This is a genomic window from Salinarimonas soli, from assembly GCF_008386575.1.
GTDB classification, from domain to species: domain Bacteria; phylum Pseudomonadota; class Alphaproteobacteria; order Rhizobiales; family Beijerinckiaceae; genus Salinarimonas_A; species Salinarimonas_A soli.
Genome location: NZ_VUOA01000019.1, coordinates 157,889 through 172,553 on the forward strand (window position 1 = coordinate 157,889; position 14,665 = coordinate 172,553).

The 14,665-nt window shown below is 72.6% G+C and carries 13 protein-coding genes; 4 read left to right on the plus strand and 9 right to left on the minus strand.

Annotation, left to right across the window (positions count from 1 at the left end; all coding sequences use genetic code 11):
- Positions 1-155: 155 nt before the first annotated feature.
- Positions 156-1,559 (minus strand): DUF1236 domain-containing protein, encoded by a 1,404-nt coding sequence (locus F0L46_RS09900; protein ID WP_149816988.1) that lies wholly within the window; start codon positions 1,557-1,559, stop codon positions 156-158.
- Positions 1,560-1,852: 293 nt separating this feature from the next.
- Here F0L46_RS09900 and mutS point away from each other — a divergent pair, with 293 nt between their 5' ends.
- Positions 1,853-4,558 carry a DNA mismatch repair protein MutS gene (gene mutS / locus F0L46_RS09905; RefSeq protein WP_149816989.1) on the plus strand — a complete coding sequence of 902 codons (2,706 nt, stop codon included), beginning with the start codon at positions 1,853-1,855 and terminating at the stop codon, positions 4,556-4,558.
- 4 nt (positions 4,559-4,562) lie between these two features.
- Here mutS and F0L46_RS09910 read toward each other — a convergent pair whose 3' ends face one another.
- Positions 4,563-5,270, minus strand: coding sequence for a sensor histidine kinase (locus F0L46_RS09910; RefSeq protein ID WP_188311911.1), 708 nt, complete (start codon positions 5,268-5,270; stop codon positions 4,563-4,565).
- 218 nt (positions 5,271-5,488) lie between these two features.
- Here F0L46_RS09910 and F0L46_RS09915 point away from each other — a divergent pair, with 218 nt between their 5' ends.
- Positions 5,489-6,382: a methylated-DNA--[protein]-cysteine S-methyltransferase gene (locus tag F0L46_RS09915; protein ID WP_149816992.1), complete on the plus strand. Its 894-nt coding sequence runs from the start codon at positions 5,489-5,491 to the stop codon at positions 6,380-6,382.
- A gap of 251 nt (positions 6,383-6,633) precedes the next feature.
- Here the strand turns inward: F0L46_RS09915 and F0L46_RS09920 are convergent, their stop codons facing one another.
- From F0L46_RS09920 to ftrA, 4 genes are all read right to left on the minus strand, one after another.
- Complete coding sequence (locus F0L46_RS09920; protein WP_149816994.1) at positions 6,634-7,551, minus strand: TorF family putative porin; 918 nt, start codon at positions 7,549-7,551, stop codon at positions 6,634-6,636.
- 167 nt (positions 7,552-7,718) lie between these two features.
- Positions 7,719-8,510 (minus strand): lytic transglycosylase domain-containing protein, encoded by a 792-nt coding sequence (locus F0L46_RS09925; protein ID WP_149816996.1) that lies wholly within the window; start codon positions 8,508-8,510, stop codon positions 7,719-7,721.
- 164 nt (positions 8,511-8,674) lie between these two features.
- On the minus strand, positions 8,675-10,015 hold the full coding sequence (locus tag F0L46_RS09930) for a L,D-transpeptidase family protein (RefSeq protein WP_240539935.1): 1,341 nt from the start codon (positions 10,013-10,015) through the stop codon (positions 8,675-8,677).
- 70 nt (positions 10,016-10,085) lie between these two features.
- Positions 10,086-11,135, minus strand: a complete 1,050-nt coding sequence (gene ftrA, locus F0L46_RS09935) for a transcriptional regulator FtrA (RefSeq protein WP_149816998.1) — start codon at positions 11,133-11,135, stop codon at positions 10,086-10,088.
- Between the two features lie 71 nt (positions 11,136-11,206).
- Between ftrA and F0L46_RS09940 the strand changes: the two genes are divergently transcribed.
- Together F0L46_RS09940 and F0L46_RS09945 are read left to right on the plus strand one after the other, a co-directional pair.
- Complete coding sequence (locus F0L46_RS09940) at positions 11,207-11,611, plus strand: rhodanese-like domain-containing protein (protein WP_149817000.1); 405 nt, start codon at positions 11,207-11,209, stop codon at positions 11,609-11,611.
- Between the two features lie 47 nt (positions 11,612-11,658).
- On the plus strand, positions 11,659-12,147 hold the full coding sequence (locus F0L46_RS09945; protein WP_149817001.1) for a GNAT family N-acetyltransferase: 489 nt from the start codon (positions 11,659-11,661) through the stop codon (positions 12,145-12,147).
- 20 nt (positions 12,148-12,167) lie between these two features.
- On the opposite strand, the gene F0L46_RS09950 is transcribed toward F0L46_RS09945, so the two are convergent.
- The 3 genes from F0L46_RS09950 to F0L46_RS09960 all read right to left on the minus strand — a co-directional run bounded on the left by F0L46_RS09950 (position 12,168) and on the right by F0L46_RS09960 (position 14,621).
- Positions 12,168-12,767 (minus strand): HAD family hydrolase, encoded by a 600-nt coding sequence (locus tag F0L46_RS09950; protein ID WP_149817003.1) that lies wholly within the window; start codon positions 12,765-12,767, stop codon positions 12,168-12,170.
- 52 nt (positions 12,768-12,819) lie between these two features.
- A complete protein-coding gene (locus F0L46_RS09955; protein ID WP_149817005.1) occupies positions 12,820-13,773 on the minus strand; it encodes an acetyl-CoA carboxylase carboxyltransferase subunit alpha in 954 nt (317 codons plus the stop codon).
- Positions 13,774-13,871: 98 nt separating this feature from the next.
- A complete protein-coding gene (locus F0L46_RS09960) occupies positions 13,872-14,621 on the minus strand; it encodes a class I SAM-dependent methyltransferase (RefSeq protein WP_149817007.1) in 750 nt (249 codons plus the stop codon).
- Positions 14,622-14,665: the final 44 nt, after the last annotated feature.

Sequence of the window (14,665 nt, forward strand, 5' to 3'; positions counted from 1 at the left end):
GCGGGTCCGGGACCATAGGGGCCCGCGCCGCCGGGCTCAACCGCCCTCGTGAGGCGGCGAACGATCCGCTTGGCTGAAAGCACCCGCCGAAAAGGGCTCCCGCAACGAAAAAGGGGCGGCCGAAGCCGCCCCTCGGGCATCCCGGGCGGGACGCCTTACTCGATGATCGTCACCACGCGGCGGGACTCGGGCTCGACGAAGATGATCTCGTCGCCCGAGATGAAGTAGCGGTACTCGCGCAGCTCCGGCACCTCGGACACGATGGTCTGGGGCACGTCGAAGAGCTCCACCGACTGCGGCACCGTCGCGCCCTCGCGCACCGTCACCTTCGTGGAGACGCGGCCCTGGCCGCTCTCGACGAGGCGGCGCACCGTGCGGCGCTCCTCCTGCTTCAGGGTCAGGCTGGCGCTCCCCGACGAGCGGGTGCCGCCCGAGCGCTCGATCACCGTCACGACCTTGCGGGTGCGCGGCTCGATGATGACGATCTCGTCGCGCACGACCACGAAGTTGTAGCCGCGATACTGCGGGACGATGCTCACCACCTCCTGGGGCAGCGGGCGCGGGTTGATCCGCTCGGGCAGCGTGGCACCGACCGACACGTTGATGTTCACGTCGCGGATCGGCTCGACGTTCACGCTGTTGAAGGCGCGCGTGACCTCGGTGCGCTTCTCCTGCGGGATCGGCTGGGCCGAGACGGAGCCCGTGGAGGTCTCGGTCTGGGTCGAGGCCTGGCCCGAATTGCTCGTGCCCGTCGTGGTCGACTGGCCGGACGTCGTGGACTGGCCCTGCGTGGCCGACTGGCCGCTGCGGGTCGTATTGGTGTCGCTTGCCGACTGGCCCGTGCGGTTGTTCTGGTCCGTCGCGGACTGACCCGTGCGGTTCGTGTTCTGGTCCGTTGCCGACTGGCCCGTCCGGTTCGTGTTCTGATCCGTGGCCGACTGGCCGGTGCGGCCGCTATTCGTGCCGGTCGCGGACTGGCCCGTGCCGCGCTGCGTGTCGGACGCGGTCGAGCCGGGCTTGCTGGCGTCGGACGCGCCCGAGGAGGCCGTCGACCCGCTCTTGTTCGCGTCGCTCGAGCCGGACGAGGCGGCCGAGCCGCTCCGGTTCGTGTCGGAGGAGCCCGACGAGGCCGTGCCGCTGCGCTCGCTGCCCGGCTGGCCGCCGGTCGCGTTCTCGCGGCGCTGCTGGCCGGGCGCGTTCTCCGAGCGGCCGGGGCCGCCGGTCGCGCCGTCGACGCGCTCCTGGCCCGGAGCGTTGGCCGAGTTGCCGCGGCCCGCGGCACCCGCCGAGCCAGACCCCTCGGACTGGGCCGCGCTGCGGCCGCCGGTGGACGCGCCGCTCGACGCTTCGGGACGCGGCTGAGCCGAGCCGCCGCCGGACCCGCCGCCCGAGCCGCCGCCCGACGAGGGCGAGGCCGCCTGGCCCGACGAGGCGCCGCCACCGGCACCGGCACCGCCCGCGGCACCAGCACCGCCGGCGCCTCCGGATTGCGCGAAGGCGCCCGCAACGCTCAGGGACAGAGCGGCGGCCGCGACAGTTGTGAGAAGCGAGTGACGCATGGCATCTCTCCAAATTCGAGGCATGATGAGCCGGCCCGATCGGACCGTTCGCTGGGTGCAACGCATCGCGACGAAAGCGGGTTCCTTACCGGCATGACGATGGATGTTGAAAACGTCGGTTGAGCTGGAATACGGCTCCGGATCTGCTTGACATGAACGCGTGTTCATCTTGATCGCGGCGGCGTGCTCTCTCTCACTGCTTGCCGCGCGCGAATTCCGTGGAGTTTCGCCGCGCCCTCTGGCTCCCCGCTCCGGGAGAGCATAAAACCGGGTCTGGCCACGCGTTCCCGATCATGCTCGACCACGCTCCCCCTGCCTCCCCGCCGCCCGGCGACGCGCGCGTCACGCCGATGATGGCGCAGTACGTGGAGATCAAGGCTGCCAACCCCGACAGCCTCCTGTTCTACCGGATGGGGGACTTCTACGAGCTGTTCTTCGAGGACGCGGAGATCGCGAGCCGGACGCTCGGCATCGTGCTGACCCGGCGGGGCAAGCACCAGGGGCAGGACATCCCCATGTGCGGCGTGCCCGTGGAGCGCGCCGACGACTATCTCCAGCGCCTTATCGCGGCGGGCCACCGCGTCGCCGTGTGCGAGCAGACCGAGGATCCCGCGGAGGCCAAGAAGCGGGGTGCCAAGTCCGTGGTGCGCCGGGACGTGGTGCGCCTCGTCACCCCGGGCACCATCACCGAGGAGGCGCTGCTCGAGCCCGCGCGGGCCAACGTCCTCCTCGCGCTCGCCCGCCGCCGCCTCTCCGACGAGGCCTTCTGCTACGGCCTCGCGGCGCTCGACATCTCCACGGGCCGCTTCCTCGTCTCGGAGACGGACGAGGCGGGGCTTGCCACCGAGATCGCCCGCATCGAGCCGCGCGAGATCATCCTGCCCGACGCGGTCCACGAGGATCCCCGCCTCGCCGCCCTGTGGCGCGACGCCAGGGCCGCGGTGACCCCCGTCGCCCGGGAGGGCCTCGACCCGGCCTCCGCCGAGCGGCGCATCCGCGATTATTTCGGTGTCGCCACCCTCGACGCCTTCGGGAGCTTCGGGCGCGCGGAGGTCGCGGCGGCGGGGCTCGCGCTGTTCTATGTCGAGCGCACGCAGCTCGGCGCCCGGCCGCCGCTCTCGCCTCCCGCCCGCGCAGGCGCGAGCGCGGCGCTCGCCATCGACGCCGCGACCCGTGCCAATCTCGAGCTCACCCGCACGCTCGCGGGCGAGCGGGCCGGCAGCCTGCTCGCCGCCATCGATCGCACGGTGACCCCGGCGGGCGGGCGCCTCCTCGCCGAGCGCCTGGCCGGGCCCCTCACGGACCCGGGGGCGATCGCCCGCCGCGCGGACGCGGTGGCGCTCCTCGTCGCGGAAGCGGACCTGCGCGACGGCCTGCGCCGGGGGCTGAAGAGCGCGCCCGATCTCGCCCGCGCGCTGACCCGCCTTGCGCTCGGCCGCGGCGGGCCTCGCGATCTCGCGGCGATCCGCGACGGGCTCTTCGCCGCCTTCGAGGTCGGCGCCTCGCTTCTCCTGTGGGGGGCGCTGCCGCCGGAGCTCGCCGGGGCCGCCGAGGCCCTGGCCCGCCTCGACCGCGCCCTGCCGGAGGCGCTCGCCGGGGCGCTCGCCGACGATCTGCCGCTCCTGAAGCGCGACGGCGGCTTCGTGCGGGCGGGCTACGATCCGAGCCTCGACGAGCTGCGCACGCTCCAGACGGATTCGCGCAAGGTGATCGCCGCCCTTCAGGCGCGCTACGCCGCCGAGACGGGCTGCCGTACCCTGCGGATCAAGCACAACCACATGCTCGGCTATTTCGTCGAGGTGCCGCAGGCGGCGGGCGAGGAGTTCCTGCGCGGGCCGCACAAGGAGACCTTCGTTCACCGCCAGACCATGGCGGACGCCATGCGCTTCTCCACCGTCGAGCTCGGCGGGCTGGAGGCGCGCATCGCGTCGGCGGCCGAGCGCGCGCTTGCCATCGAGCTCGCCGCCTTCGACGAGCTCACGGCCCGGGCGATCGGCGCGTCCCAGGGGATCAACGCCGCCGCCGACGCGCTCGCCGAGATCGACATCGCGGCCGCCCTCGCCGAGCTCGCCGCGGAGGGCGGCTGGAGCCGGCCCGTGGTGGATGCGAGCCTTGCCTTCCGCATCGAGGGCGGGCGCCATCCCGTCGTCGAGGCGGCGCTGCGCCGGGACGGAGTGGCCTTTATCGCCAACGATTGCGACCTCTCGGGCGAGGAGCGCAAGGGCGGGCGCATCGCCCTCATCACCGGCCCCAACATGGGCGGCAAGTCGACCTATCTGCGCCAGAACGCGCTCATCGTGGTGCTGGCCCAGATGGGCTCCTTCGTCCCGGCGCGGGCGGCCCATATCGGGGCCGTGGACCGGCTCTTCTCCCGCGTCGGCGCGGCGGACGACCTGGCGCGGGGGCGCTCGACCTTCATGGTCGAGATGGTGGAGACGGCCGCCATCCTGAACCAGGCCACCGCCCGCTCCCTCGTGATCCTCGACGAGATCGGCCGGGGCACCGCGACCTTCGACGGCCTGTCCATCGCCTGGAGCGCGGTGGAGCATCTCCACGGCGTCAACCGCTGCCGCGCGCTCTTCGCCACCCACTTCCACGAGCTCACCCGCCTCGCCGAGCGCCTCGACCGGCTCGCGAACGCGACCCTCAAGGTGGCGGAATGGAACGGCGAGGTGGTGTTCCTGCACGAGGTGGTGCCGGGCGTCGCCGACCGTTCCTACGGCATCCAGGTGGCGCGCCTCGCGGGCCTGCCCCCGGCCGTGATCGAGCGCGCCCGCACGATCCTGAGCGAGCTGGAGCGGGGCGACCGGGAGCGGCCCGCGGCCCGCATCGACGACCTGCCCCTCTTCGCCGCGGCCCCGCGCCCCGCGCCGTCGCCGCCCGCCCCGAAGGCCGATCCTCTGCGCGAGGCGGTCGCCGCCCTCGACCCCGACGAGATGACCCCGCGCGAGGCGCTCGACGCGCTCTATCGCCTGAAGGCGGCCGCCAAGGGCGGGTGAGGGGCTAGCGGCGCGCGGCGGACTCGGGCGGCAGGGTGATGGTCACGCGGGTCCCGGGCGCTGTCTCCTCGCGGCGTACCTCGGCGCGCAGCTGCTTGCCGAGAAGATCCACGAGCATGGGCCCGAAGCCGTCGCCGTGCTCCTCGGCCGGCGCCGAGCCGTCGTCCGCCACCATGATGCGCACGGCGCCCGCCTCCGTGCTCGCGCTGACGCCGATGCGGCCGCCGCGCTCCTCGGGGAAGTCGCGCGCGAAGGCGTCGGCTAGCACCTCGTGCACCAGGAGCGCGAGGGAGGGAGCCTTGGCGGCCGCGATGGTCGTGTCGGCGAGATCGAGGGCGACCTCGATCCGGTCCGACCCGCCGCGCATCTCGTGCGTGGTCTCGCGCAGGAAGGCGGAGACGTCGAAGCTGCCGGCCTCGCCCTCGGCGAGCAGGCGGTGCACGGTGGACAGCGCGCTGATGCGCTCGGCGATGGCATAGAGGACGCGCTGGGCCGCCGTGGAGCCGATGCGCCGAGCCTGGAGGAGCACCAGGGAGGTGACCACCTGGAGCGTGTTCTTCGCCCGGTGGTCCGCCTCGTGCAGCAGGGCGCGGGTGCGGGCGAGATCGGCCTCGAGCGCGCGGACGTCCGGCTCGTCCGCGATCGTCAGGACCGGCACCCCGTCGCCCCTCGGCTGAAGCTTGAGGTCAGGCGCCCGAAACTCGTTGCCCATCGACATACGCCCCCGATACTGGCGCCGGAGCGGATGCCGGCGCGGACGGCGCGGCCCGGCCTTCCCTTGGGGAAGAAGCGGGGCCATGGCGCCATGGGGCAAAACGCGTTGCGGTTCATCGGGTTCCGCGACCCCGTCCACAGGGGCCGGGGCCGGGGGCAGGAAACGGGTGTCGCGGGGCGCCCGCGCCGCTACAGTCGGGCGGAGAGGAGACCCCCATGCTCGACGTCGCCCCCAGCCTGAAAGCCGCGCTCGAGGCGCCCCCCGCCGACCCGTGCGGCGACTACGATCATGTCCGGCGCATCGTCGCCTTCCTGTCGCAGCGCTGGCGCGACCAGCCCTCCCTGGAGGCGATCGCCGAGCATGTCGGCCTCTCGACGACGCATGTCCATCACCTCTTCCGCCGCTGGGCGGGGCTCACGCCGAAAGCCTTCCTGCAGGCCATCACCCTCGACAACGCCAAGGCGCTGCTCGCGGGCTCCGCGAGCGTGCTCGATGCCGCCTACGAGGTGGGGCTGTCGGGGCCGGGCCGCCTGCACGACCTGTTCGTGACCCACGAGGGCATGTCGCCGGGCGAGTACAAGGCGGGCGGGGCGGGGCTCCTCATGCGCTTCGGCTTCCACCCCTCGCCCTTCGGCGAGGCGATCCTGATGGCCACCGAGCGGGGGCTCGCGGGCCTCGGCTTCGTCGACGATGGGGACCGGGCGGCGGCGCTCGCCGACATGCGCCGGCGCTGGCCCGGCGCGGCCTACGCGGAGGATCCGGCGCTCACCGCGCCGCTCGCCGCCCGCATCTTCGACCCCGAGCGCTGGCGCCCGGACCAGCCCCTGCGCGTGGTGCTCATCGGCACGGATTTCGAGCTGCGGGTCTGGGAGACCCTGCTCTCCATCCCCCTCGGGCGCGCCACCACCTACTCGGACATCGCAAGCCGCATCGGCCGGCCCAAGGCCTCGCGGGCGGTGGGGGCGGCGGTGGGCAAGAACCCCGTCTCCTTCGTCGTCCCCTGCCACCGCGTGCTCGGCCGCTCGGGCGCGCTGACGGGCTATCATTGGGGGATCACCCGCAAGCAGGCGATCCTCGGCTGGGAGGCGGGGCGGACCGGCGCACCCTAGGAGGGAAGCCGGAAGGGGCCGCTCATCTCACCCTCCCCCCTCGTCCTGAGGTGCCCTGCGCAGCAGGGCCTCGAAGGGCGCTCCAGGGATCTCCGGAGGGCTGTGGCGGAGGTGGTGCGTGCTTCGAGACGCCTGCTGGCGCAGGCTCCTCAGCATGAGGGGCGGGGAGGGGGCCCGGCGTTCCGGCCAGGCGCCCGCCATGCGAACGCCGCCGCCTGGGGTCGGACGGCGGCGTTCCCGACAAGCCCGCGTCAGCGCGGCGCGAAGACGCCGAGCGCGCTCGCGGTGAGGTCGACCGACAGGCTGGCGATGAAAGTCTGGCTGCACCAGCGCGAGCGGCCCGAGCCGCTGCTGAAGCCGCGCGGATCGGCGGTGAGCAGGAAGCACTCGCTCTTCGACAGGTCGGTGTCGTGATAGCGCAGGTCGAGCGTCACGTTCTTGTAGGTGTAGGAGACGCCTGCGTTCCAGTAGAAGTAATCGGGCAGGTTGATGCCGCCGAGATAAGGCGAGACCGTGCCGAGCCAGTAATGGCCGAGCTCGCCCGAGACCGCGAGGCCCTCCAGGAAGGGCAGGTTCCACTTCGCGGTTCCCGAGGCATAGGTGCCCGTGGCGCCGGAGCCGAGCCAATCCCAGGCGTGGAAGATGTTGGCGCCGAGGATGATCTTGTCCTCGTAGGAGTACGACACCTTCGCGGCGAGCTCGGTGAAGTCGGTGTTGCCGGGGGTGAGCGCCAGCCCGGTCGCATCGACGAGGCGCCGCTCGTTCGGGTACCAGTACTGGATCACGCCGAAGTCGAAGGTGAAGGGCCCGAGCTTCGGGCGGATGCCGACCGTGAGGTCGATCTCGGCGTCGGGCTTCGTGGCGAGATCGACGCTGTAGCCGGCGATGCCCGCATAGACGAAGTTCTCGAAGGCCTGGAACTCGACATAGCCCGCGACGCCGGGTTTCCGGTCGGTCTGAGAAATGCCGCGGAAGTTGTAGTCGGACAGGAGCTTGGCGCCGAAGGCCACGTCGAACATCGAGGCCGCGGGCGCGACCGCGACGGGAACGACGGCGACCGGCGTGGCGGGCACGTCGGCGGCGAGCGCCGGAGCGAGGCCGGCGGCCGAGGCGAGCGCCGCGGCGCAGAGAAGCGTGGGTAAGCGGGTGGTCTTGAACGAGACAGGCATATTGGCCCCCAAAGCCCGGGTTGGTGCGCTGGCCAATGCATGAATCGGGCCAAGTCCCGGCGCTTTGGAAACGCTGGGCCGGGCCGGTTAATTTTCTCTTACTGCCCGTGAAATATGCACGTCCTGCGCGACTGACGGGCAGGGCGTGCCGCCGACGGCCCGGCGGCTCAGCGCATGATCGCGAGCATGGAATTGCTCACACGCGACTCGATCGCCCGCACCTTGGCGTCCTGCGCGGCCCAGCGCGTCCGGCGCATGGCGATCTTCGCCCGCGCCGCCTTGCCGCCGGCGACCCTCGCGCCCGCGACGCGCGGGCCCTGGCGGGCGGAGATGCTGCGCGGCGGCGGGCCGGCGATCGCGACCGCCGGCGGCACGGGCGCGTTGGCGAGAGGCGATTCGATGGAGGCGAGGTGCGTGCGGGCGCGCAGGCAATAGGACACGGACAGGGCGCTCATCCGCGTCTCGCCGTGCCCGGCGCGGTACTTCATGAGCGTCTCGCAGAGGTTGCCCCCGGTGAGGCGCCAGGCCTGGGCGAGATACATGACCCCGTAGCGGATGTTCACCTCGGGATCGAACAGGGCGGTGACCGGGCCGCGATGGCCGAGCATGGTCGCGGTGGTGGGCAGAACTTGCATGAGCCCCACCTCGCCGACGCCGCCGACGGCGTTGGGGTTGTAGGCGCTCTCCACAGTCGCGACCGCGTCCGCCACGGCGGGCGGCAGGCCGTGGCGCTCCGCCTCGCGGGTGATGCGCTCCAGATAGAGGGCGCGCCCGCGGGGATTGAGGACCGGCGGCCGGGTGGGAGCCTCCATCACGCCGGGCACGATGGCGGCGCTGGTCGGCGGCGCGATCGCGGGCGGGAGCGGCAGCTCCGGGAAATCCGTGGACGCGGACGCGCCGTCCACCCCCGCGGCGGCGAGCATCGCCCCCAGAACGAGACCCGATATCCGTCGCCCCATGTCGTCCTGCCCCTCTCAGACGTGCGTGCGCGCCGGTCGCCGCGCGCCGGAGCCAAGCCTAACGCCTGGGGGTCCCCCGGGGTTGCCTCGACGTCGGGACGGGCGTGCGAACGAAAACGGCGGCGCCTGGCCGGCGCCGCCGCAAATCGCATGGATCCGCGATCCTAGTTGGCGCGGGCGCGAGCCGCCGCGTCGCTGCGCTGGGACGGCAGCGGGGCCGCCACGGCCGGCGCCGCGGTGGTCTGCGGCTCGTCGACCCGGCCGATGAAGCTCATCATGCGCTGGTAGACCGAGCGGCTGCTCTCCGGCGTCGTGGCGGCCGGGGGCACGGGCGGCAGGGTGGGCTCCTCGGCCGACGCCACGCGGGCCGTGCCAGCCTGGCGGGCGGGGGCCGTCGCGACGGCGGTGGAGCGCGCCGACGCGCCGGCCGGACGGGCGGCCTCCGAGCGCGGGGTGGCGTTGGGGGCGAAGGCGAGCGCGGTCGGCGCCTCGGCTTTCGGCCGGCCGGGCCCCTCGAGCGGGATCTCGCGCGGTCCCATGGCGAGCGCCTCGGGCCGGCTCACGTCGCCGAGATTGCGGGCGGTCGGCGCGGCGCCGAGGACGGGAAAGCCGTTGCCCTCGTCCACGGTCTGCGCCATGGCGACCTGGCCGAAGGAGGGATGCCCGCCGCCGTCCTCGTAGACGAGCTTCACGGCCGGCTGGCCCTTGGACACGAGCTCGGCGATGGTCTGCTCGTCCTCGGCCTGCTTGCGGGCGACGGCCTGGGCGGTCGCCGGGTCGGCGTCGGTGCAGTTCGGGGCGTTGAAGGCGTAGCGGCGGCCGCACACGGCCACCTGCGGCTCCGTCTTCGTCACCTCGAAATGGTCCGCGCCCTCCTTGAGGTTGCGCCAGAACGCGATGTTGGGGTCGTAGCGGTGCTTGGCGAGGTTCTGCGCCGTCATCCGGAACGGGTAGGACTGGAACTGGAACGAGCGCTGCCCGCCGCCCGACAGGGCCTCGCGGGCCACCGCGTAGATCTCGGCGATGGCCTCGTCCGTCATGGCGAAGCACCCCCGCGAGGAGCAGGAGCCGTGCACCATGAGATGCGAGCCCGTGCGCCCGTTCGCCCGGTCGTAGCTGTTGGGAAAGCCTGTGTCGAAGGAGAGGTAGAAGCTCGAGTTCGGATTCAGTTGCGCGGGCGTGACCTGGTAGAAGCCCTCCGGCGCCTGGCGGTCGCCCTCGCGGACCTTGGGGCCGAGCTGGCCCGACCAGCGGCAGATCGGGTAGGTCTTGAGGTGGGCGTAGCGGCCGTCGCGGCCCCGCTTCCACACCTCAAGCTCCGACTCCTTCTTGTAGGCGCGGATGAGGATCGGATCGTCCTTCGACATGCCCTTGGCGGACATGAGGGCCATCGTGGCGGCGGGGATCGGCGCGAGGTGACGGGTGGAGCCGCCGGAGAACTGCTGATCGCCGCAGGCGCTGAGCGCCAGCGCGAGGCCAGCCGCGAGGACGAGACGCTTCACCATGGGAGACCCCCGCTTTCCTGATCCGGCCCGGCGCATGGCCAAGCCCTCCCAGCCTTTATGGCTCTTAATCTTACCCAAAGCTTACAGCAATGCTCGGGGTTCGCTCGTCGTGGTTAACGTTCGGTGAAGCGGCTTTTTTAGGGCGGGTGTTGCTTTCAGGTGCCGTCCGGGCGAAGCGGGCGCGGTAGGCTGTGGGGCTCAGACCCATGCGCCGCCGGAAGTGGTGGCGCAATGCCGCCGCGCCCGGGAAGCCGCAGGCGGGCGCGATCGCCTCGATCGAGAGGGCGGTCTCCTCCAGGAGGTCGCGGGCCCGCGCGATGCGGGCGTCGAGCAGCCATTCGCCGGGCGTCAGGCCCGTCGCCGCCTTGAACCGGCGCAGGAAGGTGCGCTCGCTCATGCCAGCCTCGGCGGCGAGCGCGGCGAGCGGCTGCGGCGCGGCGAGGCGCTCGCGCATGCGGTCGAGGAGGGGGCTGAGCCGCGCGCCCTCCCGGGCCGGGGGCACGGGGCGCTCCACGAACTGCGCCTGGCCGCCCTCCCGGTGCGCCGGCACCACGAGGCGGCGCGCCACGCGGTTGGCGGCCTCAGGGCCGAAATCGGTGCGCACGAGATGCAGGCACAGATCGATCCCCGCCGCGCTCCCGGCGGAGGTGAGCACCTGGCCCTCGTCGACGTAGAGCACGTCCGGGTCGAAGCGGATGCCCGGATGGCGGGCCCTCAGCGCCTCGGCGTAGCGCCAATGGGTGGTGGCGCGCCGGCCCTCCAGGAGGCCCGCCGCGATCAGGACCACGAGCCCCGAGCAGATCGAGACGAGCCGCGCGCCGCGCGCATGAGCGCGCCGCACCGCCTCGACGCCCCGCCAGCCGGGCACGATGATCGTGCCCGCCGCCTCCAGGAGATCGAGCCCGCCATCCGCGGTGACCTGGATGCCGCCGAGCGCGCGGAAGGGGCCGGGCTCCACCGCAGCCACCGCGAAGCGGTACCAGTCGGGGCCCATCTCGGGCCGGGCGAGGCCGAACACCTCGACGGCGACGCCGAACTCGAAGGTGCACAGCCCGTCATAGGCGAGCGCGACGACGAGGCGGTTGGGAGGAGCTGTGTTTGGCGGCATATCGACGATCATCGTCGCTCCCGCCGCTTTCGGGAAGGGCCCGGGCGCGGGAATCTGGGGCTCCCCCGCAACGAGGAGCCCCCATGCCGAGCATCGTCACCGCCGTCCCGCCCGCGCCCGCTGCCACGGCCCGGGCGCACTTCGCCGCGCGGCTCGCCCACGAGACCGACTGCTCCGACGTCCACGCCGCGCTAACCTCGGGCGAGCCCGACTTCGTCCTCCTCGACGTTCGCGGCCCCGCCAGCTTCGGGCGCGGCCACGTGCCGGGCGCCCTCAACCTGCCCCACCGGGAGATGACGGCCGAGCGCATGGCGGCGTGGCCCTGGGACACCGTCTTCGTGGTCTATTGCGCCGGACCCCATTGCAACGGCGCCGACAAGGCGGCCCTGCGCCTGGCCGAGCTCGGACGGCCGGTGAAGATCATGATCGGCGGGATGACGGGCTGGGCCGACGAGGGCTTCGCCTTCGCGGAGCGCGCGGCGGCCTGAACCGGCGCTGCCTCGACCGCTGCGGCCCGGCATGGCAGGTTGGCGGCATGTCCGCGATCTCCATCGAGCCGATCGCCCCGGATCATGCCGGTTTCGACCGCCTGCGCCGTGAGGCTGCCCGCGAGGGCTTCAGGTTTTTCGACCGGCTCGTGGCGGAATGGACCGCCGATCCCGGCCGTTTCCGCCAGCCGGGGGACCTCGTCGTCGGCGCCCTCGACGCGGGCACGCTCCTCGGGGTGTGCTGCCTGGAGCAGGATCGCTCCCGCGAGGGGGATCCTGCGATCGCCCGCCTGCGGCACCTCTACGTGCTGCCGCAGGCGCGCCGCCGCGGCATCGGCGCGGCGCTCGTGCGGCACGTGATCGACGACGCCCGGGGCCGCTATCGGGTCCTCCGGCTGCGGACCGACACGGAGGCCGCGGCCGCATTCTATGTTCGGCTCGGGTTCGCGAGCGTGGACGACGCGACGGCCACGCACCTTGTCGCCCTCCAGAATGGGAAGGGGAACTCAGAAGGCACACGGGATCACAGCCGGTGACCTAGGAGCCCCCGATCGGTTCAGACGGGTAGCCCGTAGGCCCGCATCTCCAGCCTGAGCGCGCACGGATCGGTGAAGTGGTGCCCCTGCATCCCGAACGCCTGCGCGGCCTCGACGTTCGCGCGGGTGTCGTCGATGAAGAAGCAGTCCGCAGGGTTGAGATCGTAACGCTCGCACAGGAGGGCGTAGATGCGGGGATCGGGCTTGAGCAGGTGCTCGTGAGCCGAGACGATGATGCCGTCGAACCCCGACAGGAACGGAACATGCTCCAGGAGCACCGCGAACTTCTCCCGTGAAAAGTTCGTGATCGCGTAGGTCGGGACCCCGGCTGTCCGGAGCTCGTCGAGGAGCGCCGCCGTTCCTTCGATGGGACCCGGCACCGTCTCGATCCAGCGGTCGTCGAACGCGCGGAGCAGGTCCGCATGCTCGGGGAAGCGGGCCATCCGCGCGGCGAGCCCCTGGCTGAACGGCCGTAGGCCTTCCTGCTCCAGGTCCCAGTCGCCTGGGCATACGGTATCGATGAACCGCTCCAGGTCGGCCGGATCCGAGATCCATTCGCGAAAGAGTGGCCGGGGGTCCCAGCGGATCAGCACGCCGCCGATGTCGAAGACGGGGATCACGGTGAGCTGCGCTCAGAATGTCAGGGGCGTGCGCGTGGGCGGGACGGCGCCCTCACACCTTCCGCCCGATCCTCAAAAACTTGTCCGCCCGGTGATCGCGGATCTCCTCCGGACCCATGTTGTGGAGGTCGGTGAGCGCGGTCGCGATGGCCTCGCCGGTGGCCGCGATGGCGGCGGCGGGGTCGCGGTGGGCGCCGCCGGGGGGCTCGGGGATGACGCCGTCGATGACGCCGAGCTTCACGAGGTCCTGGGCCGTGATCTTCATGTTGGTGGCGGCGTCCTGGGCGCGCGCCGCGTCGCGCCACAGGATCGAGGCCGCGCCCTCGGGCGAGATCACGCTGTAGATCGTGTGCTCCAGCATGAGCACCTTGTTGGCGGTCGCGATGGCGATGGCGCCGCCCGATCCGCCCTCGCCGATGATCACCGAGACGTTCGGCGCGCCGAGCGCGAGGCAGGCTTCCGTGGAGCGGGCGATGGCCTCGGCCTGGCCGCGCTCCTCCGCCTCGATGCCCGGATAGGCGCCCGCCGTGTCGACGAAGCTCAGCATCGGCAGGCCGAACCGGTCGGCGAGCTCCATGAGGCGCACGGCCTTGCGGTAGCCCTCGGGCCGGGCCATGCCGAAATTGTGCCGGATGCGGGCGTCCGTGGTGGAGCCCTTCTCCTGGCCGATGACGCAGACCGGCTCGCCGCGAAAGCGCCCGAAGCCGCCCACGATCGCCTCGTCCTCGCCGAAGGCGCGGTCGCCCGCGAGCGGGGTGAAGTCGGTGATGAGGCCCGCGCAATAATCCACGAAGTGGGGCCGCTGCGGGTGGCGGGCCACCATGGTCTTCTGCCAGGGGGTGAGCGCCGCGTAGAGCCCCTTCAGCGCCTCCGCCGATTTCGCCTCCAGCCGGGAGATCTCGTCGGCGATGGAGACGCCGTCGCCGTTGGCCTCGATCTGGCGCAGCTCCTCGAGCTTGGCTTCGAGCTCGGCCACGGGCTTTTCGAAATCGAGATAGCTTCGCATCGGTACCTGAAAGGCGTTGCGCGGCTGGGGCGCGGCAGGGTCGGGCGCGGCAGGGGCGCGGATGGCGCGGGGAGCGATGGCGGCAAGCGGGGGGGAAGTCAAGCGCGGGCGGGCGGCGCCTCCCGGCGGGAGGGCGCGTGCGAGGGCACCAGCACGGGGGCGAAGCGCTCCGCCCGGCGCACCTGGCGCACCAGGAGCGGCCGGTGCAGCTGCTTCGTGGCGTCCACCACGTGGAGCCCCGCGAAGGGCAGGTTGAGCCCCGTGCCGAGCCGCTCCCAGGCCTCGGCCGTGCGGATCAGGACCCCGCTGCGCAGGGGCGGCATGTAGAGGGTCTCGGTCCAGGTCTCGGGCGTGAACAGGGCGCGGCGCAGGAGCCGCTTGAGCTGCGAGCGGGAATAGGGCTGGCCCTGGCCGAAGGGCGTCACGTCGAGCCGGGCCCACAGGCCGCGGCGGTTGGGCGCCACCACGAGGAGCCGCCCGCCGGGGGTGAGCACCCGCCAAGCCTCGTAGAGGAGCTCGGACGGGCTCTCGGAGGTCTCCAGCGCGTGCACCACGAGGATGCGGTCGACGCAAGAATCGGGGAGGGGCAGCATCAGGGGGTCGGCAAGGCAGGTGGAGGAGCGCCCGCCCTCCGGCCAGGCCACCACGCCTTGGGTCGCGGGCATGAGGGCCAGCGTGCGGTCCGCGCCCTCGGGCCGCAGGAAGGGGATCGTGAAGCCGAGGCCCAGCACCCGCTGCCCGTGGAGCGGCCCCCAGAGCCGATCCATCGCCTCGACGACGCGACGCCTCGCCACGGACCCGAGCGGGCTCGCGTAGAAGGCGCGCAATTCGACGATGTCGACGCTCATCGGGACGCCATGCTCCTCCCCACTCTATTGGCGTGCGGGAGGGC

Excerpts from the sequence above, each read along its gene's own strand:
- F0L46_RS09900 (WP_149816988.1), bottom strand. The coding sequence starts at position 1,559 with ATGCGTCACTCGCTTCTCACAACTGTCGCGGCCGCCGCTCTGTCCCTG.
- mutS (WP_149816989.1), top strand. The coding sequence starts at position 1,853 with ATGCTCGACCACGCTCCCCCTGCCTCCCCGCCGCCCGGCGACGCGCGC.
- F0L46_RS09910 (WP_188311911.1), bottom strand. The coding sequence starts at position 5,270 with ATGGGCAACGAGTTTCGGGCGCCTGACCTCAAGCTTCAGCCGAGGGGC.
- F0L46_RS09915 (WP_149816992.1), top strand. The coding sequence starts at position 5,489 with ATGCTCGACGTCGCCCCCAGCCTGAAAGCCGCGCTCGAGGCGCCCCCC.
- F0L46_RS09920 (WP_149816994.1), bottom strand. The coding sequence starts at position 7,551 with ATGCCTGTCTCGTTCAAGACCACCCGCTTACCCACGCTTCTCTGCGCC.
- F0L46_RS09925 (WP_149816996.1), bottom strand. The coding sequence starts at position 8,510 with ATGGGGCGACGGATATCGGGTCTCGTTCTGGGGGCGATGCTCGCCGCC.
- F0L46_RS09930 (WP_240539935.1), bottom strand. The coding sequence starts at position 10,015 with ATGGTGAAGCGTCTCGTCCTCGCGGCTGGCCTCGCGCTGGCGCTCAGC.
- ftrA (WP_149816998.1), bottom strand. The coding sequence starts at position 11,135 with ATGATCGTCGATATGCCGCCAAACACAGCTCCTCCCAACCGCCTCGTC.
- F0L46_RS09940 (WP_149817000.1), top strand. The coding sequence starts at position 11,207 with ATGCCGAGCATCGTCACCGCCGTCCCGCCCGCGCCCGCTGCCACGGCC.
- F0L46_RS09945 (WP_149817001.1), top strand. The coding sequence starts at position 11,659 with ATGTCCGCGATCTCCATCGAGCCGATCGCCCCGGATCATGCCGGTTTC.
- F0L46_RS09955 (WP_149817005.1), bottom strand. The coding sequence starts at position 13,773 with ATGCGAAGCTATCTCGATTTCGAAAAGCCCGTGGCCGAGCTCGAAGCC.
- F0L46_RS09960 (WP_149817007.1), bottom strand. The coding sequence starts at position 14,621 with ATGAGCGTCGACATCGTCGAATTGCGCGCCTTCTACGCGAGCCCGCTC.